The 23565-nt window shown below is 35.6% G+C and carries 30 protein-coding genes and 1 pseudogene; 18 read left to right on the plus strand and 13 right to left on the minus strand.

All coding sequences use genetic code 11. The annotated features are described in order from the left end of the window. Positions 1 to 26: 26 nt before the first annotated feature. Positions 27 to 821, minus strand: coding sequence for a YqhG family protein (locus ILT06_RS03640; RefSeq protein WP_001183977.1), 795 nt, complete (start codon positions 819 to 821; stop codon positions 27 to 29). Beyond that, positions 808 to 2490 (minus strand): DEAD/DEAH box helicase, encoded by a 1683-nt coding sequence (locus tag ILT06_RS03645; RefSeq protein ID WP_088048116.1) that lies wholly within the window; start codon positions 2488 to 2490, stop codon positions 808 to 810. Before ILT06_RS03645 ends, ILT06_RS03640 begins: the two co-directional genes overlap by 14 nt. A gap of 392 nt (positions 2491 to 2882) precedes the next feature. On the opposite strand from ILT06_RS03645, the gene gcvT reads away from it, so the two are divergent. From gcvT to ILT06_RS03705, 12 genes are all read left to right on the plus strand, one after another. Continuing rightward, complete coding sequence (gene gcvT, locus ILT06_RS03650) at positions 2883 to 3983, plus strand: glycine cleavage system aminomethyltransferase GcvT (RefSeq protein ID WP_000631766.1); 1101 nt, start codon at positions 2883 to 2885, stop codon at positions 3981 to 3983. Between the two features lie 20 nt (positions 3984 to 4003). Then, positions 4004 to 5347, plus strand: a complete 1344-nt coding sequence (gene gcvPA, locus ILT06_RS03655; RefSeq protein ID WP_222654859.1) for an aminomethyl-transferring glycine dehydrogenase subunit 1 — start codon at positions 4004 to 4006, stop codon at positions 5345 to 5347. Next, positions 5344 to 6819 (plus strand): aminomethyl-transferring glycine dehydrogenase subunit 2, encoded by a 1476-nt coding sequence (gcvPB, locus tag ILT06_RS03660; protein ID WP_000795689.1) that lies wholly within the window; start codon positions 5344 to 5346, stop codon positions 6817 to 6819. Before gcvPA ends, gcvPB begins: the two co-directional genes overlap by 4 nt. Before the next feature lie 293 nt (positions 6820 to 7112). Then, complete coding sequence (locus ILT06_RS03665; RefSeq protein WP_000639160.1) at positions 7113 to 7316, plus strand: DUF3929 family protein; 204 nt, start codon at positions 7113 to 7115, stop codon at positions 7314 to 7316. A 70-nt stretch (positions 7317 to 7386) separates the two neighbouring features. Beyond that, the gene (locus ILT06_RS03670) at positions 7387 to 7578 is read left to right on the plus strand and encodes a hypothetical protein (RefSeq protein WP_000535935.1); all 192 of its coding nucleotides are present in this window, start codon (positions 7387 to 7389) and stop codon (positions 7576 to 7578) included. 118 nt (positions 7579 to 7696) lie between these two features. After that, a complete protein-coding gene (locus ILT06_RS03675; RefSeq protein ID WP_001021362.1) occupies positions 7697 to 8071 on the plus strand; it encodes a GntR family transcriptional regulator in 375 nt (124 codons plus the stop codon). A 3-nt stretch (positions 8072 to 8074) separates the two neighbouring features. Further along, on the plus strand, positions 8075 to 8947 hold the full coding sequence (locus tag ILT06_RS03680; protein ID WP_088048118.1) for an ABC transporter ATP-binding protein: 873 nt from the start codon (positions 8075 to 8077) through the stop codon (positions 8945 to 8947). Further along, positions 8928 to 9596 (plus strand): ABC-2 transporter permease, encoded by a 669-nt coding sequence (locus tag ILT06_RS03685; RefSeq protein WP_002143120.1) that lies wholly within the window; start codon positions 8928 to 8930, stop codon positions 9594 to 9596. The genes ILT06_RS03680 and ILT06_RS03685 overlap by 20 nt, the downstream gene beginning before the upstream one ends. A gap of 15 nt (positions 9597 to 9611) precedes the next feature. Further along, positions 9612 to 10244, plus strand: a complete 633-nt coding sequence (locus tag ILT06_RS03690; protein ID WP_088048119.1) for an ABC-2 transporter permease — start codon at positions 9612 to 9614, stop codon at positions 10242 to 10244. 31 nt (positions 10245 to 10275) lie between these two features. Then, on the plus strand, positions 10276 to 10899 hold the full coding sequence (locus ILT06_RS03695; protein WP_088048120.1) for an ABC-2 transporter permease: 624 nt from the start codon (positions 10276 to 10278) through the stop codon (positions 10897 to 10899). Between the two features lie 13 nt (positions 10900 to 10912). Continuing rightward, complete coding sequence (locus ILT06_RS03700) at positions 10913 to 11506, plus strand: ABC-2 transporter permease (protein WP_088048121.1); 594 nt, start codon at positions 10913 to 10915, stop codon at positions 11504 to 11506. 250 nt (positions 11507 to 11756) lie between these two features. Then, positions 11757 to 11942, plus strand: a complete 186-nt coding sequence (locus ILT06_RS03705; RefSeq protein WP_142289408.1) for a hypothetical protein — start codon at positions 11757 to 11759, stop codon at positions 11940 to 11942. 16 nt (positions 11943 to 11958) lie between these two features. Here ILT06_RS03705 and ILT06_RS03710 read toward each other — a convergent pair whose 3' ends face one another. The 5 genes from ILT06_RS03710 to ILT06_RS03730 all read right to left on the minus strand — a co-directional run bounded on the left by ILT06_RS03710 (position 11959) and on the right by ILT06_RS03730 (position 14609). Continuing rightward, positions 11959 to 12216: a DUF3975 family protein gene (locus tag ILT06_RS03710; protein ID WP_064474817.1), complete on the minus strand. Its 258-nt coding sequence runs from the start codon at positions 12214 to 12216 to the stop codon at positions 11959 to 11961. Between the two features lie 15 nt (positions 12217 to 12231). Then, entirely contained in the window at positions 12232 to 12546 is a 315-nt protein-coding gene (locus ILT06_RS03715; protein ID WP_046956356.1) for a DMT family transporter, read from the minus strand. 1 nt (position 12547) lies between these two features. Further along, positions 12548 to 12880, minus strand: coding sequence for a DMT family transporter (locus tag ILT06_RS03720; protein ID WP_000312344.1), 333 nt, complete (start codon positions 12878 to 12880; stop codon positions 12548 to 12550). 71 nt (positions 12881 to 12951) lie between these two features. Then, on the minus strand, positions 12952 to 13533 hold the full coding sequence (locus tag ILT06_RS03725) for a TetR/AcrR family transcriptional regulator (RefSeq protein ID WP_142289409.1): 582 nt from the start codon (positions 13531 to 13533) through the stop codon (positions 12952 to 12954). Positions 13534 to 13631: 98 nt separating this feature from the next. Next, a complete protein-coding gene (locus ILT06_RS03730) occupies positions 13632 to 14609 on the minus strand; it encodes a LacI family DNA-binding transcriptional regulator (protein WP_064474818.1) in 978 nt (325 codons plus the stop codon). A gap of 318 nt (positions 14610 to 14927) precedes the next feature. Between ILT06_RS03730 and ILT06_RS03735 the strand changes: the two genes are divergently transcribed. Beyond that, complete coding sequence (locus ILT06_RS03735; protein ID WP_142289412.1) at positions 14928 to 15464, plus strand: DNA polymerase III subunit delta; 537 nt, start codon at positions 14928 to 14930, stop codon at positions 15462 to 15464. Between the two features lie 39 nt (positions 15465 to 15503). Here ILT06_RS03735 and ILT06_RS03740 read toward each other — a convergent pair whose 3' ends face one another. Next, positions 15504 to 15887: a rhodanese-like domain-containing protein gene (locus ILT06_RS03740; RefSeq protein ID WP_000108656.1), complete on the minus strand. Its 384-nt coding sequence runs from the start codon at positions 15885 to 15887 to the stop codon at positions 15504 to 15506. A gap of 170 nt (positions 15888 to 16057) precedes the next feature. Here ILT06_RS03740 and ILT06_RS03745 point away from each other — a divergent pair, with 170 nt between their 5' ends. Continuing rightward, entirely contained in the window at positions 16058 to 16894 is an 837-nt protein-coding gene (locus ILT06_RS03745; RefSeq protein ID WP_000514071.1) for a lipoate--protein ligase family protein, read from the plus strand. Between the two features lie 27 nt (positions 16895 to 16921). On the opposite strand, the gene ILT06_RS03750 is transcribed toward ILT06_RS03745, so the two are convergent. The 3 genes from ILT06_RS03750 to ILT06_RS03760 all read right to left on the minus strand — a co-directional run bounded on the left by ILT06_RS03750 (position 16922) and on the right by ILT06_RS03760 (position 18956). Beyond that, positions 16922 to 17761 (minus strand): hypothetical protein, encoded by an 840-nt coding sequence (locus tag ILT06_RS03750; RefSeq protein WP_088048125.1) that lies wholly within the window; start codon positions 17759 to 17761, stop codon positions 16922 to 16924. Between the two features lie 200 nt (positions 17762 to 17961). Continuing rightward, positions 17962 to 18633, minus strand: coding sequence for a DUF1129 domain-containing protein (locus ILT06_RS03755; RefSeq protein WP_064474820.1), 672 nt, complete (start codon positions 18631 to 18633; stop codon positions 17962 to 17964). A 5-nt stretch (positions 18634 to 18638) separates the two neighbouring features. Continuing rightward, positions 18639 to 18956, minus strand: coding sequence for a PadR family transcriptional regulator (locus tag ILT06_RS03760; protein WP_000556083.1), 318 nt, complete (start codon positions 18954 to 18956; stop codon positions 18639 to 18641). Positions 18957 to 19112: 156 nt separating this feature from the next. On the opposite strand from ILT06_RS03760, the pseudogene splB reads away from it, so the two are divergent. From splB to ILT06_RS03775, 3 genes and pseudogenes are all read left to right on the plus strand, one after another. Then, positions 19113 to 20139, plus strand: a pseudogene (gene splB, locus ILT06_RS03765) (spore photoproduct lyase). A gap of 143 nt (positions 20140 to 20282) precedes the next feature. Then, the gene (gene mntR, locus ILT06_RS03770) at positions 20283 to 20711 is read left to right on the plus strand and encodes a transcriptional regulator MntR (RefSeq protein WP_001143071.1); all 429 of its coding nucleotides are present in this window, start codon (positions 20283 to 20285) and stop codon (positions 20709 to 20711) included. Between the two features lie 54 nt (positions 20712 to 20765). Beyond that, positions 20766 to 21428 (plus strand): HAD family hydrolase, encoded by a 663-nt coding sequence (locus tag ILT06_RS03775; protein WP_064474821.1) that lies wholly within the window; start codon positions 20766 to 20768, stop codon positions 21426 to 21428. Here the strand turns inward: ILT06_RS03775 and ILT06_RS03780 are convergent. Together ILT06_RS03780 and ILT06_RS03785 are read right to left on the minus strand one after the other, a co-directional pair. After that, a complete protein-coding gene (locus ILT06_RS03780) occupies positions 21425 to 21826 on the minus strand; it encodes an SA1362 family protein (protein ID WP_001014467.1) in 402 nt (133 codons plus the stop codon). The genes ILT06_RS03775 and ILT06_RS03780 overlap by 4 nt on opposite strands. Positions 21827 to 21905: 79 nt before the next feature. Next, a complete protein-coding gene (locus ILT06_RS03785; protein WP_000807116.1) occupies positions 21906 to 22826 on the minus strand; it encodes a DUF1385 domain-containing protein in 921 nt (306 codons plus the stop codon). A gap of 244 nt (positions 22827 to 23070) precedes the next feature. Between ILT06_RS03785 and ILT06_RS03790 the strand changes: the two genes are divergently transcribed. Next, positions 23071 to 23559 (plus strand): YqhR family membrane protein, encoded by a 489-nt coding sequence (locus ILT06_RS03790; protein ID WP_142289410.1) that lies wholly within the window; start codon positions 23071 to 23073, stop codon positions 23557 to 23559. The last annotated feature ends 6 nt before the right edge of the window (positions 23560 to 23565 follow it).

A 23565-nucleotide genomic window follows, 5' to 3' on the forward strand; every position in this document is an offset into this window, starting at 1 on the left:
GCTCCTTCTAAAACAGAAGGGGCTTTTTAAGAAAGAAAATGATTCGCAGTAACATAAAAGAGTCCGCCGTTAATAATTTGCACTGTAATGCGGGGTTCATATTGTTCTTGCAAGGCTTGCTTTTCAATTTCATAGCTTTCGGGAAGTTCATCACTCTCTTCATAAAAACGATTTAAAAGGTCTAAATCGTGATTCCAGCGCACTCTTGCTTCTTTCGCCCACGTATGGTCATCTTCTGCAATAATATTCTTTAAAGCATCCTCTATACGTTGTAAACCGCTTTGCGGTTTAATGATAGGCGAGAGCGTAAAACAAAAGTCAGGTATTTTCGGTGTAAGTTTAATTTTAGCTAATGTTTCATGAAAGTTTGCAATCATTGTGCCAGAAATGAGATGAATCCCAATGGAGTGAAGGATGTCTTTTTTTCGATCACATTGATAGGAAACCTTTATATTTACACCGAGCCAAGGATGGAGCGGTGTATGCGTTGCCCCGCTATGCCGTACTTCCTCATATAAACGTATGTAAGAGCCTAATTCTTTTGTCGTTTGGAAAATTTGATGAAGACGTGGTGAACCGTAGTGAATAAGCTCACCATCGTTTTCTTCACTTTCTGGATTTGTAAGAAGAGTAAGGCGCATCGGATTCGGTACGCCTCCTGTTTTCTCAAGATAGTGCCAATAAAAAGGACGGTTCATTAATAATTTATCCATCTCAATTGTTAACTGCACATCTAATAGATGAGGGGAGCGCTTTAAAATTTCGCAGTTATTCGCCTCAAAAAAATTGTATAAGTAATTATGAATTTCATGTTGCTGCATAGCCTTGCACCTCAGCTTCATTTCGTTTCGCGAAGTCGATAATAGATGTTAAGTTTTCCATCTTAATTCGGATTTCTCCTTCGCTTTTTGACTGCGCAAAGATTTCTTGAATATGCGCGTCGATGTTTTTCATATTAATTCTCGTTAAAATTTCATCAAGCTCGCCGATAACACGCTCAAATAAATTGATTTTTTCATATAACAGTTTCAAAATATGTTCTTCAACAGTATGTTTTGTAGCTAAGTTATAAATATGAACATCATTCTTTTGACCAAGACGGTGAATACGTCCGATTCTTTGTTCAAGACGCATTGGATTCCATGGCAAGTCATAATTGATCATATGGCTACAAAACTGTAAGTTAATCCCTTCGCCACCAGCTTCCGTTGCAATTAATACTTGTGCGTGGTTTTGGAAAAGCTCCTTCATCCAATCTTTCTTCCCGCGTTTAAACCCGCCGCGGAATGGAACGGAAGAAATACCGTGTTGTTGTAAAAACCATTGTAAATACATTTGTGAAGCTCTATATTCAGTGAAGATAATGACTTTATCGTCAATTTCTTTTATAAGCTCAAGAGCTTTATTCGCTTTTGAGTTGAAAGGAATATGATTAATTTTGTCCATTAGCACATCAATATGTGGGTCCTTTATGTAATGCTCATTTTCTTTCTGCCTTTTTTCCACATGTTTTTTTAATGAGTAGTAAACAGCTTCACGACTACTACACGCTTCCCGTTTTAAAGTTAACGATGAGAAAGCAGATGTGAAGGCATCTTGTCCTCGCCAATTTTCAATACCATTATACAAAGCTTGCTCTTCTTCATTAAACTCAACAAAAATTGTACGTACATGTCTCTTTGGCCAATCAATTCCGGTATTATGACGTCGATTTCGGACCATCACTTTGTTAATAAGAGCTTTTAAATCTTCATCAGATTTGGCGGAACGATTTTTTGAAGCGTAATATTCTTCAAAGTTGGATTGATTGCCTAAATGTCCTGGCTTTAATAAAGAAACGAGGTTGAAAATTTCATCAATCTTATTTTGAACAGGCGTAGCGGTTAATAATAAACAAAATTTCTTTTTTAATCGTTGTGCAAATTCATAGTTTTTTGTTTTATTATTTTTAAGTTTATGTGCTTCATCGATAATAATAAGGTCATATTCTAGGTTCAAAACGATATCGCGATGCGGTGAACGTTTTGCAGTATCAATTGATGATACAATCACATCGGCTTGTTCCCACGAGTAGCTTTTCTTTTGGGCTACAGCTGGAATAAAAAACTTTGTATTTAATTCGTATGCCCATTGTGATACGAGAGAGGCAGGGACGAGTATAAGTACTTTTTTCACAAGGCCGCGGACCATATATTCTTTTAAAATAAGCCCAGCTTCAATCGTTTTCCCAAGTCCCACTTCATCTGCTAGTATCGCTTTACCATTCATTTGTTCAATGACATTTTGAGCGACTTCTAATTGATGAGGAAGTGGTGTGAAATGAGATAAATGTTTCGGTGCTTGTAATCCATCGAAAGTAGGAACAAGTAACGATTTTTCTGTTTTATAAGCTAAATGATATAAATCCCAATTTGTCCAAGGACCATCTTCATTAATTCTATTTAAAAAATTGTTTTGCCACGTTCGATCTACGGAAATATCGACATTCATTACGACTCTCCCACCTTTTATAAACTAAAGTAATTATTAAAAAAATCTTTATTATATAAGCCTTGTAATAAGGCGCTATTACACATACTGAAAGTTAAAGAATAGGCAAAGATAAAGGGTTGAATTTTGAAAGTTGTATTTAATAAGATTAAGAATGAAAAATTCTAAATTATTTTTTATGCTAGAATATTGATGAAATATAGCGAATAATGTTAGGATAATGGTGTGAAATGTGTGGAATCTTTCGTATTTTATCCAAGAAAGTGATTTTTTATTTACGCTTTCATAAAAAAATATAATGAGATTCCGTATATCCTATCTTTTCAGCGTGAAAATGTTTAGATATGGCGAGCAACTTTTATTGATTTGTCAAAGCATAAGGGGGAGAGAGCATGATTACATTACAACGTACACCGTTATTTGATGTATACGCGAAGTATGGTGGAAAAACAATCGACTTCGGTGGTTGGGAATTACCAGTTCAATTTTCAAGCATTAAAGAAGAACATGAAGCTGTACGTACGGCTGCAGGTTTGTTCGATGTATCTCATATGGGAGAAGTTGAGGTAAAAGGTGTAGATAGTTTAGCATTTTTACAACGTGTTGTTACAAATGACGTTTCTACTTTAAAAGTAGGAGGCGCACAATATACAGCTATGTGCTACGAAAATGGTGGTACAGTAGATGATTTATTAATCTACAAACGTGGTGAAGAAGACTATTTATTAGTAATCAATGCATCAAATATCGAGAAAGATTACGAATGGTTAGCTAGCCATGTAATTGGCGATGCGACAGTAGTCAATGTTTCTAGTGAAGTTGCACAGCTTGCAATTCAAGGTCCAAAAGCAGAAGGCATTTTACAAAAAGTTGTGTCAGAAGATTTGAAAGAAATTAAGTTCTTTAAATTTAAAAACGATATTCTTGTAGATGGAATTCCAGCACTTGTATCTCGTACAGGTTACACAGGTGAAGATGGATTTGAAATTTACTGTAAGAGTGAAGATGCTGCAAAACTTTGGGAGAAACTTCTTGAAGTTGGAGCAGAAGAAGGCTTAAAAGCATGTGGTTTAGGTGCTCGTGATACACTTCGATTCGAAGCAACATTACCACTTTATGGTCAAGAATTATCAAAAGATATTACACCGATTGAAGCTGGCATTGGCTTTGCGGTAAAACCAAATAAAGAAGCAGACTTCTTTGGAAAAGAAACGTTAAAAGAGCAAAAAGAAAACGGTGCGCCTCGTAAGTTAGTCGGCATCGAAGTAATCGAGCGTGGAATTCCTCGTACACATTACCCTGTATTTATTGGAGAAGAAAAAATCGGGGAAGTAACGAGTGGTACACAATCTCCAACGTTAAAGAAAAGCATTGGTTTAGCACTAATTGATGTAAAATACGCAGCAGTTGATACAGAAGTAGAAATTGAAATTCGTAATAAACGCGTCAAAGCAGTAGTTGTTCCAACACCATTTTATAAACGTTCAAAGTAACGGGGAGAGGGGTAGATTTCATGTTGCATCGTTATCTTCCAATGACAGAAGAAGACAAAAAAGAAATGTTACAAACGATCGGCGTTCAAACGATCGATGAGTTATTCTCTGATATTCCAGAGAGTGTTCGTTTTAAAGGGGATTTAAAAATTAAAGAAGCAAAATCAGAGCCAGAGCTGCTAAAAGAGTTAACTCAAATGGCTAGTAAAAATGCTAACTTAAAAGAGTACGCTTCTTTCTTAGGAGCAGGCGTATATGATCATTACGCTCCAGTAATTGTAGATCACGTTATCTCTCGCTCAGAATTTTATACAGCTTACACGCCATACCAACCAGAAATTTCACAAGGGGAATTACAAGCAATCTTTGAATTCCAAACAATGATTTGTGAATTAACAGGAATGGATGTAGCAAACTCTTCTATGTACGATGGAGGTACAGCTTTAGCTGAAGCGGCAATGCTAGCAGCTGGCCATACTCGTAAAAAGAAAATTCTTGTATCTAGTGCAGTTCATCCAGAATCAAGAGCAGTACTTGAAACGTATGCAAAAGGTCAACATCTTGAAGTTGTTGAAATTAATCATAAAGATGGTGTAACAGATTTAGACGTATTACAAAGTGAAGTAGATGATACAGTTGCTTGTGTAATCGTTCAATATCCAAACTTCTTCGGACAAGTTGAAAAATTAGCTGATATTGAAAAAATCGTTCATCAACAAAAATCATTATTTATCGTTTCTTCAAATCCATTATCATTAGGCGCATTAACACCACCAGGAAAATTTGGTGCTGATATTGTAATCGGTGATGCACAACCATTTGGTATTCCAACGCAGTTTGGTGGACCACACTGTGGTTACTTTGCAACAACGAAAGCATTTATGCGTAAAATTCCAGGACGTCTTGTTGGACAAACTGTAGATTCAGATGGTAAACGTGGGTTTGTATTAACGTTACAAGCACGTGAACAGCATATTCGCCGTGACAAAGCGACGTCTAACATTTGTTCAAATCAAGCGTTAAATGCATTAGCAGCATCAGTTGCAATGACGGCACTTGGTAAACAAGGTGTGAAAGAAATGGCACGTCAAAATATTTCTAAAGCACAATATGCAAAACGTCAATTTGAAGCGCAAGGCTTCACAGTTGCATTTGCTGGACCATTCTTCAATGAGTTTGTTGTAGATTGCAAGCGTCCAGTGAAAGAAGTAAACGATGCATTATTACAAAAGAATATTATCGGCGGTTACGATCTAGGCCGTGATTATAAAGAGCATGAAAACCATATGCTTGTAGCAGTAACTGAGCTTCGTACAAAAGAGGAAATTGACACACTTGTAAACGAAATGGGGGCTATCCAATGAAGAACCAAGACCAAGCACTTATCTTTGAAGTGAGTAAAGAAGGACGCATAGGATATAGCCTACCAAAATTAGATGTAGAAGAAGTGAAACTAGAGGATGTGTTTGAGAGCGATTATATTCGAGTAGAAGATGCTGAGCTACCAGAAGTATCTGAACTTGACATTATGCGCCACTATACAGCACTTTCAAACCGTAACCACGGTGTAGATTCTGGATTCTATCCACTTGGATCTTGTACGATGAAATATAATCCGAAAATTAATGAGAATGTAGCTCGTTTCGCAGGATTTGCAAATATTCATCCATTACAAGATGAAAAGACAGTACAAGGTGCAATGGAATTAATGTACGACTTACAAGAGCATTTAATTGAAATTACAGGTATGGATACTGTTACATTACAACCAGCAGCTGGTGCACACGGAGAATGGACAGGCTTAATGTTAATTCGTGCATACCATGAAGCAAATGGTGACTTTAACCGTACGAAAGTAATTGTTCCTGACTCTGCTCACGGCACGAATCCAGCATCTGCAACTGTAGCTGGTTTTGAAACAATTACAGTAAAATCAAATGAACATGGTCTTGTTGACTTAGAAGATTTAAAACGTGTTGTAAACGAAGAAACAGCAGCACTTATGTTAACAAATCCTAATACATTAGGTCTATTCGAAGAAAATATTTTAGAAATGGCAGAAATCGTCCATAACGCAGGCGGTAAATTATACTATGATGGTGCAAACTTAAATGCGGTATTAAGCCAGGCGCGCCCAGGAGATATGGGATTTGACGTTGTGCATTTAAACCTTCATAAAACATTTACAGGTCCTCACGGCGGCGGTGGCCCAGGTTCTGGTCCAGTAGGTGTGAAAGCAGATTTAATTCCGTACTTACCAAAACCAATTTTAGAGAAAACAGAAAATGGCTATCACTTTAACTATGATCGTCCAGAAGCAATTGGGCGCGTAAAACCATTCTATGGTAACTTCGGAATTAACGTTCGTGCATACACATACATTCGTTCTATGGGTCCAGATGGACTACGTGCAGTAACGGAGTATGCGGTATTAAATGCGAACTATATGATGAGAAGATTAGCACCATTCTATGATCTTCCGTTCGATAGACATTGTAAGCATGAGTTTGTATTATCAGGTCGTCGTCAAAAGAAACTTGGTGTACGTACATTAGATATCGCAAAACGCCTGCTTGATTTCGGTTACCATCCACCAACAATTTACTTCCCATTAAATGTGGAAGAATGTATTATGATTGAGCCGACAGAAACAGAATCAAAAGAAACATTAGACGGTTTTATTGATAAGATGATTCAAATTGCTAAAGAAGTAGAAGAAAATCCAGAAGTTGTACAAGAAGCGCCACATACAACGGTAATTAAACGTTTGGATGAAACATTGGCTGCTCGTAAACCAGTTTTACGTTATGAAAAGTTAGCTCCTGTACAAGTTTGATTAGCATAACAAAGGAAGAACTCGCTATATGCGGGTTCTTTTTTTTGTATGGAGAATTTGTGCAGAATTAGTGAAGAAAATGTTAAAAGTTTATATTTTTTGTTTCATAATGGTGTAAAGAAGCAGTTTTATAGGTGATTTTGTTGAAAAAGTCAGTTTGATAAAAGTATTTATTTTTGTTAGAATTTTATTGAAATTAAGAAGATGTAATGAGATAGGAATGACTCATTTTTATGTATATGTGAAAAAACGAGCAAGCTGGGGGTGAAAATGTGGGATATCGGTGTTATAGAATGATATACCATTTAGAAAACGGAAAAACGATTAAAGATGTAAAAGAATTTTGTTATCGAGATCAAGGAAAAGTACTAGAAAGAGTAGCACATCGTGTAATGGATAATAGAGAAGTGACGGCAATTGATAAGCAAGGAACAATCATTTCAATAGCATGTGAGGACATTGTAAAGGTGGAACTTGATTACATAACAGAAAGTTAACCTTGAGTCATATCGAATTATTCGATACAATATACTGTTGAATGGTGACGAGAGAAGAGAGGAGTTTATTATGGGTAGTACAAGACACTTTTATATGTTTATCTTAGCGTTTGTTCTTGTTGTAGCATTAACGATTTATTTAATTGTTGATAGCACTTGGTACAATACAGTTCATCCGGCGTTCCTTCTGTTTATGTATGTAGGAATTGCGGTAGTGAGTTTTGGAATGAGAGATGAGATGTTAGATCGCTTTGAAAAGTGATACATATACGAAAGATCAACAGGAAAATGTTGGTCTTTTTTTCTTGCCAAAAATAGGATGGTATGTATATACTGTATATATAAGGTATATACAGTATATACACACACTGGAGGAAAACATGAATATTATTATTTCGAATTCTTCCCAAGACCCTATTTATGTGCAAATAAGAAAACAATTAAGCCAGCTTATTTTAAATGGTGGTTTAAAGGGTGGAGACCAATTACCGTCTATTCGTAGCTTAGCGAAGGAATTACAAGTTAGTGTAATTACAACGAAGCGTGCGTACGAGGAGCTTGAAAAAGAAGGATATATAGAAACTGTTGCTGGGAAGGGGACTTATGTTTCACGTAAAAATAATGAACTACTAAAAGAACAGCGGCTACGTCTATTGGAAAGTAAAGCGGAAGAGGTTGTAAATGAAAGTAAAGCGTTGCAGCTTTCACTTGAAGATTTACAGCAGATGATTGCGTGTTTATATGAGGGGGAATAAGAGATGTTAGAGCTAAAAAACGTTTGTAAAAGTCATCAAGATTTTGCAGTGAAAAATATAAGTTTTACGTTACCACGCGGATATATTATGGGATTTGTCGGACCGAATGGAGCAGGGAAAAGTACGACGATCAAAATGATTATGAATTTAATTAGAAAAGATAGCGGTGATATAAAAATTTTTGGCAAGGACAATAAAAAAGCCGAGAAGGAAATAAAACAAAATATCGGTTTTGTATATGATGAAAATCATTACTACGAAGATTTAACGTGTGAACAAATGAAACGTATTATTGCACCGCTATATAAAAAGTGGGACGAAGAGCAGTATCAATCGTATATGCATCGATTGCAAGTTCCGAAGTATAAAAAAATTAAAGAATTATCAAAAGGGATGAAAATGAAATTTGCGATTGCAATCGCACTTTCACACCACGCGGAGTTTATTATTATGGACGAACCAACGGCAGGATTAGATCCGGTTGTTCGAAGTGAATTGCTTGATATGTTGCAAGAAATTGTAATGGAAGATGAAGTATCTGTATTATTATCAACACACATTACAACAGACTTAGAGCGCATCGCGGATTATATTACGTTCATAAATGATGGAGAAATTATATTTACTGGTGAGAAAGATGAATTAATGGAGAACTACGTAATTGTAAAAGGAAGTAATGATTTATTAGATAGAGAAGGAAAAGAATTATTTGTTGGATTACGAAAAAATAAATTTGGTTTCGAAGGTTTAGCAAAGGATAAGCAAGCAATTATCGATTGGTTTGGAAATGAGGTTGTACTAGAAAAACCAACATTAGACGATATCATCGTTTACACCGCGAAAGGGAGAGGTCCCTATGCGTCAGCTCATATATAAAGATTTGTTCTTTTTTAGGGTAACGTGGTTAGTGAATCTAATTGTGCCTCTTGTATTATTTATGTTAGATCCAAGTGGTGAATTGTTATTTTCGATGAGTTGTCTATTTATAACTCTTTCTTCCGTTATGACGTTAACTTTTATGGATGAAAGGAATAACAGTGACATTATTATAAATAGTTTACCGGTAAGCCGAAAGGATATCATAATTGCTAGATATGTTTCCAGTGCAATATTTATTGTTGGTGGCATACTCTCTACGATGTTAGTTGTTTTTCTTGTAAGAGGCATTGTGGTCATTGGTGATATCGGTACCTATCATCCGAATCTATACATTGAAATTCCGTGGTATGAAGTAATAAATGGAGCTGTTTATGCCGTATTTTTTGTTGTAACATTCTTTCCTAGTTATTATGTTACAAGGTCAAAGATAGCACGAAGTATAGTGTCAGGAGCATCAATGGTAGTTGGTGGAATTGCTTGGATATTCATAGGAGATGGATTGGATGAAACAACACCTTCATTCATTGAGTGGATTATGAATCCAGTGCATATCGGTGTATTTATAGTTGGAGGAATTATATTAGCTAGTGTCTATATCGCTTCTATGTTTCTTACAATTAAAATTTATGAAACGCGTGATTTATAGAGAGGGGGAATTCATATGCAACAGTTGATTTTGAAGGAGTTTTTCTTACAGAAGAAGATGTTTCCTTTCTATTTTTTAATACCTATTTTATCCGTTTTTAGAAATTCCGTAGAACCGATGGGGATTGCAATAGGATTATTTATAACATGTAGTACGATTATATATATTTCTTTTTATTATGACGAGAAAAGTAAAACAGAAAAAGTATTAGTGAGTTTGCCTATAACGAGAAAAGAGATAGTTATAGCTAAATATATTTCAAGCTCATTATTTATTATGGCTGGTTTGAGTACAACTTTTATAGTCGTAATATTAGGAAATATTTTATTGAACAGAGACATAGCTATTCCTGGATATGCAATATTTTCAGCAATAGTAGCAACTTTAATTTATTGTGTAGTAACGATACCTACTAATTACATTGGAGGATACAAAGCTATTACTGTCTTGAATGTGATTATGATTTTTCCTTTAATGGGTATGATTGGCCTTATGTGCAATATTTTTGGTGATGAAATAATCATGCTAAAAGTACTTCAATCTGAAGATGCTACATTATCAATGAGTATTCTTGGTATCGGAGTGTTAGTAAGTATAGTCATATCAATGTTTCTCTCAATGAAAATGTTTCAGGAGGCAGAGTTATAGAAGGAGCATTTTCATATTAGGAGGGTAAAACATGATCAAGCAATTAGTCTTAAAAGATATGATGTTGCAAAGAAAGTTAGGGTTTGCGTATTTAATATGTTTGTTTTTTCTTGCTATTGTTGATTTTCGTAGTGATAGTTTTCTGATGACATTTAGCATGTTTATACCTGTTCTTGGAATCATGCTGTTAATGAGTTATGAGAATAAAAATAAAAGTGAAATGCTAGTAAATAGTTTACCGTTACAACGTAAAGAAATTGTCATAGCAAAATACATATTTGTAAGTATTTTAGTTGCTTTAGGTGGGATTTTCTCACTTGTAGTTGGTTTAATCCAGTTACAAAATGAACATATAACTGTATTTATGCTATGGGGAGAGATTCTTGGCGGAATAACGGGAGGATTGGTTTATAGCATGATTGTACTCCCAATCGAATTTTCAGTAGGATATAGCAGTGCAAAACAAATTGCTCCGTTCGCCGGAATTGCATTTGGGTATTTAAGTGGACTGATTGTAAGTAACGTATGGTTAGATGTAGAGAATGCTTGGAACACGAGTCTAGTCGTAAATATTTGTTTTATAGCAGGACTCCTTCTTTTATATGTTATGTCTATGTTTTTCTCAATTCATTTGTACAATGAACGTGATTTATAAGGAGGGAGCGATCGTGAAGCAACTTATAATAAAAGACTTTATCGTGCAATGGAAGTATTTAATATGGCACTTAATGTATCCTCTTTTCTTGTATATGACATTAATAGATATTAAAAGTTTTTACATGATTATGTCAGCTATAATTCCAGTAATAGCAATTTTAAAAACATTTAATGACGATAAAAAATATAATAGTGAAGTAATAGTAAATAGTTTACCGCTAGCGAGAAAGGAAATCGTATTAGCTAAATACATAATGGCACTTATTATTTTTATTATAAGTATGATAGTGTCTAGTCCTGTAGTAATCAATCGATTTGAAGATGGAACTTTTGAATTTATAACGACAACAGTAATTATGATTTCTGGCTTTGTTTTTATATATTTAAGCATTGTTTTACCGATATTGTTTTGGTTTGGCTATAAAAAAGCTTCTTTAATTACGCTATTCATACTAATAGCACCGACAGCAATTGGTACTATGTTCTTTGAAGTCAGCATGGAACAAATTCAATTATATAACAGCGTGTTATTCGTTAGTTCAATATGCATGTTTATAATATCTATCTTCGTTTCAGTGAAATTGTATGAGAAAAGAGAATTTTAAAAGGTGCCTTATATAAGGCACCTTCTTCAATAACGACAATATGAAAGTAAGAGTTTATAAACAGAGAGGCTATTCGGTACAACATCTTTTGGAGTATGTAATATAAAGCTGAAAACGATAACGAGAATGAGAAAGAGGAAAAATAAAAATAGGATCTGCTTATGTATAGAATTTTGCATATTATTCACTCCTTTTTTAGGTAGTATGTCCAAAAGAAAGGAGTGTATGAAAAATTTTAGGAGGGACAATGATGAACAAAAGAAAATGGTTATATAGAATAGGAGTACTTTTATTTTCAATCGGTCTCATATTAGCAAATTTTTACTCAGATATACCATCACCATTTCCTAATTTGCATAAAGGAATTGGTGTAAGTATTGTTATAATTGGTCTTCTTTGTCTTATCGCATCAAACTTCTACAGGAAGTCTGAATGAATATAAAAAAGGACAGTTACTCTTTTTCAGAAGTAATGTCCTTTTTAAATAATTTATTCCATAGTTTGGCGATACTCCATATAATGACGATTGCAATGGAGGCAATAACTGACCAAGCAATAGATGCAATTTCAAGTGCCATGCTAGGAAGGAAGGTAAGAATGGATACTACTTTATGAAACAACCATTCTATTATATGAAAACTGATTTGTAATAGAATGACAATTCCAAGTGTAATCCATGCTAACATTTGTTTTCCTTTTTCTTTCCACATGACATTCACCTCACGTTAGCTTAATAGTTTTAAGCCAACAGCGCCGCATAGAATGCAACTTAAGAAGGCAAGACGACGCCAATCCGCTGATTCGCGGAAAATAAGAATACCTAGAAGTGCACTTCCCGCAGTTCCGATTCCAGTCCAAATCGCGTAAGCAGTTCCCATCGGTAACGTGTTCATCGCAAGGGATAAGAAGAAGAAACTTACGCCGAAGTTAGCGATTAAAATAACTTTTGGTGCCCAGCCTTTCTTTTCAGTGGCTACTTTCATAAAGAGTACACCAATAATTTCACAAATACCAGCTAGAATTAAAAATAACCAAGCCATTTTATGCGGCCTCCTTCGCTTCTTTTTCTTCTGTTACTCGTTTTAGCCCAATTACTCCGAAGAAGATTAAACCAATTAATAGAACTTTTACAATAGAGAAAGGTTCTCCGAAGACGAAAATCTCTGTAAGAACGATCCCACCAGCTCCAATTCCTGTAAAGACTGCGTATACAGTGCCGACAGGTAAATCTTTATAAGCTCTAAATAATAAGACGAAACTAATTGTAATTAATAACGCAACACCAGCCCATTCGAGTGGTGCCTCCGCTTTTTTAAGTCCAATCACCCAAAAGATTTCAATAATACCAGCTATGATTACATAAATCCATGCCATATGTCATTTCTCCTTCCTACCAGTCGTTAGGTAAAGGGCTTAAAAACGACGCATTGCAAAGGAGCAATCCGTCAGTTTGAAAGACCTCGCCAAAATACTTGCCAAGAGGCGTTTAAACGAGTCCCAAAGCGATTTAAACCTGCAAATAGTAGTTCAACCATAAGTCCGTCCAGTAAGCATAGAAAAGCTTCTAGAGCGTCTTTTACTTCAATGTTATGCAGTTCACTTTGCTCGTTTGCCTGTTTAAATATAGGGAATAAAAGTTTTCCGACGTTTTCAATGTGTGCATTCGCTTTTTCGATAATTTGTACGCGGAATGCATCAGGCGGAAAATAGGAAGTTCGTAACCAAAACATTGATTCTTCACTTTCACCAAATCGTTTTGCGTAGCCCTTTAGTAACTGTAAGAGCAATTCTTCAGTAGACGAATTTGAAAATTTTTCGATATCGTCTGTGAAGCTCTGTAAATCTTTTTGAAGAGCGGATTCTAAGCATATAAAATATAGCTCTTCTTTTCCTTTAAAGTGTGCGTAAATCGATGGTTTTTTAATCCCGACTTCTTGAGCAATATTTGCCAATGAAGTTCCTTCATAGCCGTAGCGTGCGAAATGAGAAAGTGCTACAGCTTTAATGCGGTTTGCTGTCATTTTCATCCCCTACCTACCGTTCGTTAGGTTCATTATATGAGATGGGAAATATAAAGTCAATAGGTGAAGAGCTGAAAAAGAGCGCTATAGGTAACGCTCTTTTTTCAGACAGTATCTCGCTCAATTAAATGGAATGAAAGCTCTTCTGCATTCCCGGCAATTTGCTCGCTTTGGATTTGTTTATGGAATAAAGAAAAAGCATGTGAGCCCATTGTAAGGCCGGGATGCTCAATTGTTGAAATTTCTAACGCCTTTGAAATTTCATGATTATCAAATCCAAGGATAGCAAGTTCTTCAGGGACTCGAATACTATGCTTTCGCGCCTCTGTTAATAAACCAGCTGCAACTTGATCGTTCGCTGTAAAAATAGCGGTTGGGCGATTTTTCATGTTTAAAATGCGATGAAGTATTTTTGCACCATCCTGCATCGTATAGCATTGATGAAAAATCCAATCTGGATGTACCGTTTTACCTTCGTTATGAAGCGTATCAGCAAATGCTTTTTCGCGCTCCATAGAATTTGCACTCGTTTTTCTTGCTAAACAGATTCCGATTTTTTCATGGCCTTTACTGAGTAAATAGGCAGTGCCGAGACGGAAGCCTTCATAGTGATCTACGTAGACGGATGAAATGAGGGGATGCTTCATCTTTTCACATGAAATAATAGGGGCAAATTTTGCGAAAGGTTCAATTTGTTCCCAAGAACTCGTTCGAGAGCAAATAATCATTCCATCGAATTGTTTCATTTTCATCATTTCAAGAACACGAATCTCTTCGAGGCTATCGTAATTTGTTTGACATAAATTAATGTGATATCCAGCTGCTAACGCTTCGTTTCCGATTCCTTCAATAATGGTACTGAAGTATGGAAGATTAATGAAGGGGAGCATAACCCCGATTGTATATGTTTTTCCCTTTATTAAATGAATAGCATTTATATTTTTTGCATAGTTCAATTCTTCAACAGCATCTAGAACACGCTTACGTTTTTCTTCTTTTACGTAAGGGTGATTATTAAGGACGCGGGAAACAGTTGATATGGATACACCAGCGGTTTTTGCAATTTGTTTTATATTGGCCATATGTATCACCTCTTTCCTTTATTATAAAGGGAAAATAATAAGAATGAAAAAATCTTGACCTGAAAAGCTTTTCACAAACTATGTTATAAGTAAGGCTTCTTTTTATTCGCGTAACCTTTTTATTTGGGCGTAAGAATGATAGGGGGCTTTTTTGCGTCTATAAAAGAAGTTTTGTCAAAATGTGTGAGAATAACGTGGAAAGTTTTCAAAGGGGGAGTTTGTTAATGAAGCGAATATGAATAGCATATAAACACTTCATTCATAAAGATAGCGGTATGAAAGGGCGGAAACAAATTGAAAAAAAGAATCATTTGTTTCGTGTTTTCTAGTCTAGTGCTAAGTTCATGTTCGTTTCAGCAAACGATGCAAGAAGAAAAAAACTTTGTGGGAACAACAGGGGGAGCTATGGATCGTGTTACGGCTCCTATTCCACTAAAGGAGCTTCCGAAATATTTTCCAGTGAAATTTAAAGTTCCGGCGTTTTTACCGTATGACATTACGAGTGATGTGAAGGGGGAAGTCAGAACGATTGGGAAGAAGAACGCTGTCTTAATGATTAAATATAAACAGCAGGAGCCAGATAGAAATGAGTATATTGAGTTAAATGTTGCAAACTTTCCTTATAGTTTTCCGGATCTCGTGGAAGAGAAGCGATTTCAAGAACAAATGAAATTGAATAGTGGAGCATTCGCTTATTTTAAAAATAAGGATGACTCTGGGCGAGGAGATGAATTCGCTACGCTTATTTGGAAAGAGAAAGGACTTGAATATCAGCTGCTGTATCGTAATGTGCAAGAGAATGATAAAGATGTGATTAAGCAAAATTTAGTATACATTGCGAATAATATGGAATGAAAAAACTAGCTGAATGATTCAGCTAGTTTTTGTATGTTATTATTTCTTTTTAATTTTTCCAGTCCACGTTTTGAATCCACCTTGTAATTGGTAGAAATCTTTGTAGCCTTGTTTCTTTAAGTATTGAGCTGCACGACCAGTACGGAATCCGCTTTGGCAGTATAAGTAAACTGGTTGATCTTTGCGAAGTTCTTTATGACGAAGGCGAATTTGTGATAATGGAATGTTACGTGCGCCTAAAATATGTCCTGCAGTATATTCGTCTGCTTCGCGAATATCGATAAGCTGTGCTTTGCGGTAGCCAGCGCGAAACTCTTCTTCTGAAAGTGTTTTAATTAATTTTCTCTGATAGAAATACATCCATACAGTGTAGCCGATGAACGCTACGATTACGGCTAATAAAATAATCCAAGTTGTTGACACGGTTCTATCGCTCCCTTTTTTCTTATCCTACTTTCAATATTATAATGCCCGTATGTATTTATGCAACAGATTCATTTGCATATAAGAAGAAATTTCGTATTCTTTCACAAATTTTGTCGAATTTGGTAGACTAGAGAATGTGAAAAATAATTGGTTATATGAGGTGCAGGATGGGAAAAGAAAAATGGTGTTATATTAACTCTGGTCAATGTTCACCGGCATTTAATATGGCGTTAGATGAATGTTTATTAAATTGGCAAAGTGAAAAGAAAATGCCACCAACCATTCGTTTTTATGAATGGGAAGTACCAACATTAACAGTTGGGTATTTCCAGCGTGTTGAAAAAGATATTAATATGGATGTAGTTAACGAAAAGAAATATGGATTCGTTCGTCGTCAAACAGGCGGCAGGGGTGTACTACATGATAAAGAATTAACGTACAGTGTTATTGTGTCTGAAGATCATCCAAATATGCCAAAAACAGTTACAGAAGCGTATCGTATTATTTCGCAAGGTTTATTAGACGGTTTTAAGGCATTAGGATTAGAAGCATATTATGCAGTTCCAAAAACAGAAGCAGACCGTGAAAATTTAAAAAATCCACGTTCAGGAGTATGCTTTGATGCACCGTCTTGGTATGAAATTGTAGTAGAAGGAAGAAAAATCGCAGGTAGTGCTCAAACACGTCAAAAAGGTGTGATTTTACAGCACGGATCGATTCCGTTAGAAATAGATTTAGATGAATTATACGATCTGTTTTTATTCCCGAATGAACGTGTAAAAGAGCGTATGAAGAGTATGTTCTCTTCTAAAGCGGTAGCAATTAATGAATTAACAGACCGTACGTTTACAATCGAACAGTTAATTAAAGCGTTTGAGGTTGGGTTTGAAAAAGGATTAGATGTAGAGCTTGTTCCGTATGAATTAACAGAAGAACAGTTACATGAAGTGCAAACATTAGCAAAAGAGAAGTATGAAAGTAAGGAATGGAATTATAAAAAATAAGAGGTGGCAATTGCCACCTCTTATTTTTTATAGTAAATTAAGTACTTTTTCTACTTTGATTCCTTTATCTTGTAAAGAACGAAGGCGATTTACAACGTCCATAATTTCTTTGTCAAATGTAACGCTAATACCTTGGCTTTGTAGTTCTTTTTTTAAGCTTTCAATAGAATCATCTATGTCGATGCCAAGCTCGTAATCTTGACAAACTTCAATTGTCTTTTTCACAAGTTTAACATAATTTTCTTGTAGTTTTGTATTTGTTTCAGTCAAAGCAGGTTGCTTCGGTTTTGCAGGAGCGACCGGTGCTGTCTCTTGCTTTGTAACTGGAGTTGGTGCTGCTTTTTTCACAGGTGCTGGAGTAGATAGTTCCACAGCTGCTTCTACACTTACTGGCTTCGGTGTCGGTACCGGAGTAGGTTTAGGTGCTGCAGGTGTTTCTACTCGCGTAACAGGTTTTGGAGCAGGTGCAACTGCTTTTGGAGCTTCTACAACTACTTCTTTTTTCGGAGTAGCTTCTACAACAGTTTCTTCTTGCTCAGCAGCTTCTTTATTCTCTTTGCTCCACATAACGCGTTCAACTTCTAGAGAAACATTATTTTTGTTCATCGCTGTTAATGTAACTTTACCAACTTCAGCGTTCCCAGTGAAATCAACAATTTTATAAATAACACTCTTGTTCCAATCCACGTTTCCGCTCAAAAATAATTCTTCGTTACATTTCGGCGTTAAGCCCTCGATTTTAATTTCTGCGTTTACACCGTTTTCACTATATACCATAATTAGCGAAGCATTTACATCTTCGTCTGCTAACATTAGTTCACGTACCATTTTGCCGGTGCGTACTTGCGTTTTCTTCTTAACTGACATTTAATTTCTCCTCTCAAAAATTCAGTAATAATAAAAAAATCGTATAACGAAAAATAATTGCTCACGAAGATTTATGATACCGATAATAAAAGCATCACGTCAACAATTAACTTTAATTATTTTGCATTTTTCTTATTTTCTTTATGAAATTTTTCAATTTGTAAAATTAGACAGAAGAAAAACAGCCTTTTGAAAGGCTGTTAAAAATTTGATTTTTTGTATAGTAATTTATATAAAATAAAAAATAAGATAGCGATTAAGGCGTTTTGCCAAAAGGTTAGATGATAAATAAGGTAAGGTTGTTTTCTAAAATAAATATTTACGAATATAGCTGAACAAAATGGAGTAGCAAAAGCGAGCCCGAATAGAATTCGTCTTTTCCAATTTATTTTTTGATCAAAGGAGTAACGCTTTAATAAATATAAAATAAGCAGTATTCCTAGAATAATGAGTGAAACAGACAAAATAGTTCCAGGGATACTAAAAGCTGGGGTGAATTGTTCTACATTATTTTCAAAGATTAAAATGAAAAAGGAAACAATTGCATCGATTCCAAACTGTATAGCAAGAAGTAAGCTAATAACAAAACCGATTAAAGAAGTTTTTTCTAATTTTGTTTGGACAGGCAAAGCTGATATAAGTTCATCGCAATAAGATTGTAAATCATTACCGAAAATGTCGTAAGCACTTTTATTTTCTGCTTGTGCTTCGATAAGATGGTCTAATATTTCTAATAAAAGTTCTTCTACTTGATGTTCGGGTACATTAGATAATCGAAGATATACTAGCATATCGCCATAAGCAGTTTCGTTTTCGGAAGTTAGAAGCTCACGTTTTTTATTATTCAATTCAATCATGTCTTGTGCATTCATCCCTATCACTCCCCTTGTAATAAATTGTTCACCGTAGTTGAAACCATTCCCCAACTTTGTTTAAACTCTTCAAGCTGCTCTAATCCTTTGTCGGTTACGTGATAATATTTTCGCTTTGGACCGAGTGAGGAAGCTTTTAATGTTCCTTCAATCAATTTTTCTTTTTGCATACGTAACAATAACGGATATATGCTTCCTTCACTTACGAATGTAAATCCGTGTTTATTTAATTTTGTACTCAGTTCATATCCGTACACTTCTTCTTGTGAAATGATGTATAGGATGCAACCTTCGAGCACACCTTTTAACATTTGGCTGTGCATGATTTCACCACCTTTTACTCAGGTAACTTGCGTTGCAAGGTAGCTGTTATCCAAATTATAACATTCAGTAACTTGCAACGCAAGTTACTGAAGTGGAAAACTTTAATGAGTGTTAATTCTTCATCGTTTCCCATACTAACGAGAGGAGGGAAGCATATGAAACCATTTATGCCAAAACTCGTTTACTTTGAACCGAAGGCACTCGAATATCCGCTTGGAAAAGAGCTGTATGAGAAGTTTACGAAGATGGGATTAGAAATTCGTGAAATGACATCCCATAATCAAATTAGAAATTTGCCAGGTGAAAATGATTTGCAAAAGTATCGTAATGCAAAGGCAACACTTGTCGTTGGGGTGAGGAAAACATTAAAGTTTGATACGTCAAAACCGTCAGCTGAATATGCAATCCCGCTCGCAACGGGGTGTATGGGACATTGTCATTATTGCTATTTGCAAACGACACTTGGGAGTAAGCCTTACGTTCGCGTGTATGTCAATCTTGATGAAATATTTGAGAAGGCAAAGCAGTATATGGATGAAAGAGCACCAGAAATAACAAGGTTTGAAGCGGCTTGTACATCAGATATTGTTGGAATTGATCATTTAACACATGCATTAAAGCGGGCGATTGAATTCATTGGAGAAAGTGAGCATGGGCGTTTACGTTTCGTTACGAAATATTCGCACGTTGATCATTTATTAGATGCAAAACATAATGGGAAAACTCGTTTTCGATTTAGTATTAATTCACGGTATGTAATCAAAAATTTTGAGCCGGGGACATCACCTTTTGAAGAACGAATTGAAGCGGCTCGTAAAGTAGCAGGTGCGGGTTATCCACTTGGGTTTATAGTTGCACCACTTTAATATGCATGAAGGATGGGAAGAAGGATATCGTGAACTATTTGAGCGACTGTACAATGCGCTAAAAGATTTGTCGATACCGAATTTAACATTTGAATTAATTCAACATCGCTTTACAAAACCAGCAAAAAAGGTCATTCAAGAGCGTTATCCGAATACGAAGCTTGAAATGGATGAAGAGAAGCGCAAATATAAATGGGGACGATATGGCATCGGGAAATACGTATATAAAAAAGATGATGCAGAAGTATTGGAAGAAACGATTAGAGGATATATTCATCACTTTTTTCCTAACGCAGAAATTCAATATTTTACATGAAAAGAACTTGTATTGGAATGCAAGTTCTTTTCATGTAAAATATTTAGGCTTGTTTTCAACTTGTCACGTTATTCTTTCTGGTGTATCATTTTATTGATTGCTTCGTACGGAATGAGCAAAATGAAATTGGATGGAGGAAACCGATGCCTACCCCTAGTATGGAAGATTATATTGAACAAATTTATTTGTTGATTGATGAAAAGGGTTATGCCCGCGTATCTGATATTGCTGAAGCGCTGAGTGTACATCCATCCTCTGTAACGAAAATGGTGCAAAAATTAGACAAAGATGAATATCTAATTTATGAAAAATATAGAGGGCTTGTATTAACATCAAAAGGTAAAAAAATCGGAGAACGTCTCGTATATCGTCATGACTTGCTAGAGCAATTTATGCGTATTATCGGTTTGGATGAAAGTAAAATTTACAATGATGTAGAAGGAATTGAACATCATTTAAGTTGGGAAGCAATTGACCGCATTGGTGATCTAGTGCAATATTTTGAACAAGATGAGGTTCGAGTGGAAACACTTCGTGGCGTTCAAAAAGCAAATGAAGAGAAAAGTAATTAAGGGGGAACGTATGTCGTTTCCTTTTTTATTTCAACCGAAAAGGATGGGGAAATTATGAAAGCAATTATTTTTGATTTTGATGGATTAATTGTAGACACAGAAACAATATGGTTTCACTCTTTCAGAGACGCTGTTCGTGAGTACGGTGGGGAGTTACCTTTAACGGAATTTGCGAAATGTATTGGAACGACAGACGATGTGCTTTACGCATATTTAAATGAGCAATTAAAAGAGAAGTTTAACAAGGATGCATTAAAAGAAAAAGTGAAAACTTTACATAAAGAGAAAATGAAAATACCAGAAGCTCGTGACGGGGTAAAAGAATATTTAGAGGAAGCGAAAGAAATGGGATTGAAAATCGCATTAGCTTCCAGTTCATCTAGAGAATGGGTTACTTCTTTTTTGGAAGAGCTACAAATTCGAGATTATTTTGAAGTCATTAAAACAAGGGAAGATGTTGAGAAGGTAAAACCGGATCCAGCACTTTATCGAATTGCGATAGAAGATTTAGGAATTGATCCGTCTGAAGCTGTTGTATTTGAAGACTCGTTAAACGGATTAAAAGCAGCGATTGCAGCAGGATTAAAGTGCGTTGTTGTACCTAATGATGTGACAAGGAATTTACCATTTGAAAATCATCACCTTCGAATTGAAAGTATGAAAGATAAAAGTTTGAAAGAAGTACTGCAAAATATAAAGAAAGACCGTATTTCCTAAAAGGAAGCACGGTCTTTCTTTTTGTTTTTTTTACCTTCAATGACAGTTAAATGAGATTGTTTTCTTTTTCGCTTCAAAGTGGAAGGAGCGCCTTTCTTACCTTTGTCATTAGAAGCGTTGGATTTCAAGAAAGAATTGCTTAGGGGTGCTACATTTTGTTTCCCATGTTTGCGGTTCGATTGTTTCGCTGCACGCTTATAAGAGCTTTGCGAATTTGCAGAACCACTAGAATTTGTAAACATCTTGTATAGCAAATAAAAGATACCGACAACAAGTAACATGTACCCGATATTTCTTAATACACCCATTGGATTTGTAATGACAGATGAAACAAGGCCGAATATTGCTAATCCGATAATAAGCATAACTATAGCGAATGTAAACGAACGACCGTTCATAAGGGACACCTCCTAAAAACATATATTAAAATTAGTATATTAACGATGAGGAAAGGAGTTGAACACCAATTTTAAATAATTATTGTTTGTTTTCTAAACGTAATAATTCTTCAAACGATGCAATGGCTACTTCCACTTGATCATCTGTTGGTTCTTTCGTTGTTAACAGTTGCAGCCATAATCCGGGATATCCAAGTATGCGTAATACTGGAATATCGCGTAATCGATTTGTAAATTGTAACACTTCGAAAGAAATGCCGAGAACGACTGGAATTAATAAAATTCGGTTTACGACTCTGGCCCAAAGTGGATCTGTAGGGACAAGGAAATAAACAAACATTCCAATAATGACTGTAAATATAATAAAGCTACTGCCACAGCGATAATGAAGGCGAGTTTGTTTTTGCACATTTTCTACAGTCATTGGAAGGTTATTCTCATAGGCATTAATTACTTTATGCTCCGCACCATGGTACTGAAATACCCGCTTAATAAGTGGGGTTAAAGAAATAAAGTATATATAGCTCAATAATAGCATGAGCTTAATGACACTTTCGACAATGATTTGCCCTGTATGAGAGGGGAAAATCGGTCTCGTTAATTCAGCTAGTAGTGCAGGAACTGCTGTGAAAATGACTTTACCAAATATGAAAGATAAAACACCAACTGCTGCAACTCCTAATACCATCGTTAATTTCGATTGTTCTTCTTTGTTATTTGCGATTTGTTCGTCTTCTTCTGGGTGGACATCAAATCGTTCTGAAGCAAAGTTTAAATGTTTTGCTCCATTCGCACTTGCATCCACAATAGCGGCAATCCCTCGTAAAAATGGAATTTTTTTCAGGATAGATAATGCTTTATTACGAACGCGTGGTAATCGATAAAATTCAATCGATTTATCTTTACGACGAACCGCTGTAACAGTATATTCTCTACCGCCAAACATAACTCCTTCTATGACTGCTTGCCCGCCATATATTTGTTTTGACTCTTCTGCCATGTTAACACCAACCTGTATTTGTTTCTCTCTTATGTAGAAAAAGAGGCAATTGTCATACTGGGTTCTGTCGTTTTGAAATAAGACAATCACCGAGTTTCCTTTATTTTATCGACAAATACAAGTATATGACAAGGAAAAATGTTACGAGAGTCGGACATTTCTTATTCTTTTTATAGACAAATTTCGCAGTATTTAAACATGGTTCAAAATAGTTTCGGGCATACTATTGAGCGGAGGTGTCGATGTGAGTCAAGAACAATTAGGAACAAGGAATTTTGTACAAATTGGTTTATTTGGTGGAATCTTTTGGGGGGGGATATGGTATTTCCTTCATATATTTTCATTTACGGAAGCGGGACCGAACTATTTACTTTTACCATTTGCCTTTGGAAGCTGGAAAGAAGGGGTATGGGGCAATGTGTCAGGAATTGTTTGTATGGGACTACTTTCGATTTTAATTGCCTTTTTGTATAAAGCGTTTTTGGCAAAGTTTGAAGGAATTCTTCCAGGGATGATTTATGGGCTATTTTGGTGGGCGTTACTATTTTTCGGAATGGGGTTAATAGCGCCTGCTATTAAAAGCGCACTCCATTTACCGAAAGAAACACTTGTGACGACGATATGTATTTTTATATTGTATGGTGTGTTTATTGCATACTCTGTTTCTTACGCAGTAAATACCAATAAGGCCGAGCAAGAAGGGGAAGAGAAGACGAACTATTCAAACAAGTAACTCCTA

This window comes from Bacillus sp. 17RED48 (assembly GCF_019837545.1).
Classification (GTDB): Bacteria; Bacillota; Bacilli; order Bacillales; family Bacillaceae_G; genus Bacillus_A; species Bacillus_A wiedmannii.

Coding starts and splice junctions, on each gene's coding strand:
- ILT06_RS03690 (WP_088048119.1), top strand. CDS start 9,612: ATGCAACAGTTGATTTTGAAGGAGTTTTTCTTACAGAAGAAGATGTTT.
- ILT06_RS03725 (WP_142289409.1), bottom strand. CDS start 13,533: ATGAAAATGACAGCAAACCGCATTAAAGCTGTAGCACTTTCTCATTTC.
- ILT06_RS03750 (WP_088048125.1), bottom strand. CDS start 17,761: ATGTCAGTTAAGAAGAAAACGCAAGTACGCACCGGCAAAATGGTACGT.
- ILT06_RS03680 (WP_088048118.1), top strand. CDS start 8,075: ATGTTAGAGCTAAAAAACGTTTGTAAAAGTCATCAAGATTTTGCAGTG.
- ILT06_RS03755 (WP_064474820.1), bottom strand. CDS start 18,633: ATGAATGCACAAGACATGATTGAATTGAATAATAAAAAACGTGAGCTT.
- ILT06_RS03640 (WP_001183977.1), bottom strand. CDS start 821: ATGCAGCAACATGAAATTCATAATTACTTATACAATTTTTTTGAGGCG.
- mntR (WP_001143071.1), top strand. CDS start 20,283: ATGCCTACCCCTAGTATGGAAGATTATATTGAACAAATTTATTTGTTG.
- ILT06_RS03685 (WP_002143120.1), top strand. CDS start 8,928: ATGCGTCAGCTCATATATAAAGATTTGTTCTTTTTTAGGGTAACGTGG.
- ILT06_RS03675 (WP_001021362.1), top strand. CDS start 7,697: ATGAATATTATTATTTCGAATTCTTCCCAAGACCCTATTTATGTGCAA.
- gcvT (WP_000631766.1), top strand. CDS start 2,883: ATGATTACATTACAACGTACACCGTTATTTGATGTATACGCGAAGTAT.
- ILT06_RS03710 (WP_064474817.1), bottom strand. CDS start 12,216: ATGTGGAAAGAAAAAGGAAAACAAATGTTAGCATGGATTACACTTGGA.
- ILT06_RS03645 (WP_088048116.1), bottom strand. CDS start 2,490: ATGAATGTCGATATTTCCGTAGATCGAACGTGGCAAAACAATTTTTTA.
- ILT06_RS03715 (WP_046956356.1), bottom strand. CDS start 12,546: ATGGCTTGGTTATTTTTAATTCTAGCTGGTATTTGTGAAATTATTGGT.
- gcvPB (WP_000795689.1), top strand. CDS start 5,344: ATGAAGAACCAAGACCAAGCACTTATCTTTGAAGTGAGTAAAGAAGGA.
- ILT06_RS03780 (WP_001014467.1), bottom strand. CDS start 21,826: ATGAACGGTCGTTCGTTTACATTCGCTATAGTTATGCTTATTATCGGA.
- ILT06_RS03670 (WP_000535935.1), top strand. CDS start 7,387: ATGGGTAGTACAAGACACTTTTATATGTTTATCTTAGCGTTTGTTCTT.
- ILT06_RS03785 (WP_000807116.1), bottom strand. CDS start 22,826: ATGGCAGAAGAGTCAAAACAAATATATGGCGGGCAAGCAGTCATAGAA.
- ILT06_RS03730 (WP_064474818.1), bottom strand. CDS start 14,609: ATGGCCAATATAAAACAAATTGCAAAAACCGCTGGTGTATCCATATCA.
- ILT06_RS03695 (WP_088048120.1), top strand. CDS start 10,276: ATGATCAAGCAATTAGTCTTAAAAGATATGATGTTGCAAAGAAAGTTA.
- ILT06_RS03775 (WP_064474821.1), top strand. CDS start 20,766: ATGAAAGCAATTATTTTTGATTTTGATGGATTAATTGTAGACACAGAA.
- ILT06_RS03745 (WP_000514071.1), top strand. CDS start 16,058: ATGGGAAAAGAAAAATGGTGTTATATTAACTCTGGTCAATGTTCACCG.
- gcvPA (WP_222654859.1), top strand. CDS start 4,004: ATGTTGCATCGTTATCTTCCAATGACAGAAGAAGACAAAAAAGAAATG.
- ILT06_RS03760 (WP_000556083.1), bottom strand. CDS start 18,956: ATGCACAGCCAAATGTTAAAAGGTGTGCTCGAAGGTTGCATCCTATAC.
- ILT06_RS03705 (WP_142289408.1), top strand. CDS start 11,757: ATGAACAAAAGAAAATGGTTATATAGAATAGGAGTACTTTTATTTTCA.
- ILT06_RS03665 (WP_000639160.1), top strand. CDS start 7,113: ATGATATACCATTTAGAAAACGGAAAAACGATTAAAGATGTAAAAGAA.
- ILT06_RS03720 (WP_000312344.1), bottom strand. CDS start 12,880: ATGGCATGGATTTATGTAATCATAGCTGGTATTATTGAAATCTTTTGG.